The following is a 1316-nucleotide window of genomic DNA, read 5'->3' on the forward strand; positions in this document are numbered from 1 at the left end:
GGATGCTCCTATGGATGTCAAGGTGTGGTCGGTGGGGGTTGGGCGGGGTTGGTGAGGGCCTCGTAGACCTCGCGGGCGACGTATCGCTTGAGGCAGCGGATGATCTCTTTCTTGGTGAGGCCTTCTTTGGTGCGGCGTTCGGTGTAGTCGCGGGTGCGTTGGTCCCAGCGCAGGCGGCAGATGACGATGCGGTGCAGGGCGGCGTTGGCTTGTCGGTCGCCGCCGCGGTTGAGTCGGTGGCGGTTGGTTTTGCCGCTGCTGGCGGGCAGGGGCGCGGCGCCGCAGAGCATGGCGAACGCGGCTTCGGAGTGCAGCCGCTCGGGGTTGTCGCCGGCGGTGACCAGGAGCTGTCCGGCGACGTCGGGGCCGATGCCGTTGAGTACGGTGAGGTGCGGGTTGATCTGGTCGACGAGTGGGGCGATCAACGCGTCGAGGTACTCGATTTCCTCGGTGAGGTGTTGGTGACGGCGGGCGAGTGACCGCAGTGCGATCATGACGGCGGTGGCGGGCTGGTCGGCTCGGTCGGTGGCGGGGCGGCTGGTGGCGCAGCGTTTGATCAGATCGTCGATGCGCCGCTCACGCAGGTCGGCGCGTAGTGGCTCAGGTGCGGTGATGATCAGGGTGTGCATCTGACGTTGCGCGTCAGCGCGTTGCCGCACGGCGCTTCGGCGGGCTACCCGCAGGTTCCGTAAGGCTTCGACCTGCCCGTTCGCGGCCTTGGGGATGCCGGTGCGGCGGGCTGCGAGACCGGCGCGGGCGGCGGCTTCGGCGTCGACCGGGTCGGACTTGCCCTGCCAGCGGCGGGTCTTGCGGTCAGGTCTGTCGGCCTCGACCACCGTGACGCCGCAGGTATGGAGGAATCGGGTCAGGCCAGCGCCGTAGGCGCCGGTGCCCTCGACAGCGACCAGGACCACCTCACCGTGTCCGGTCAGCCAATCCAACAACGCGGCATGACCGGTCGGCGTGGCGGGAAACTGGGCGGTACCGAGAAGCCGCCCGGCGGTGTCGACCACGGCGGCGGTGTGGGTGTCCTTGTGAGTGTCGACGCCACCGGTGACCTGCACCCGGGCTTGTGTAATGGTGGACATGGCCGTCCCTTGCTCACTCGACTGACAGGGCGGCACGCACCAGCCGGGCGGGCGGACAGAACAGTGATGGGGCCTCTGGCCAGGCTCCTATCAGGTCACGGCCACGTCAGGTGAGTGCACGAGCAGTCCTCCCGGCCACGGCCGACAGATCCCGTTCAAGACCCGAAGTCAGTTAGAGGGCGGGTCAGACCGGACCGGGAGGACTCTCTCGTACATCCTCACTGTTAG

General features: G+C 68.2%; 1 protein-coding gene. It reads right to left on the reverse strand.

Translation table 11 applies throughout. The features are described from left to right. Nucleotides 1–17: 17 nt before the first annotated feature. Complete coding sequence (locus QCZ28_RS34355; protein ID WP_279520520.1) at nucleotides 18–1088, reverse strand: IS110 family transposase; 1071 nt, start codon at nucleotides 1086–1088, stop codon at nucleotides 18–20. Nucleotides 1089–1316 lie beyond the last annotated feature (228 nt).

The organism is Micromonospora sp. DH14, from assembly GCF_029809455.1.
GTDB lineage: Bacteria > Actinomycetota > Actinomycetes > Mycobacteriales > Micromonosporaceae > Micromonospora > Micromonospora parva.

Coding starts and splice junctions, on each gene's coding strand:
- QCZ28_RS34355 (WP_279520520.1), bottom strand. CDS start 1,088: ATGTCCACCATTACACAAGCCCGGGTGCAGGTCACCGGTGGCGTCGAC.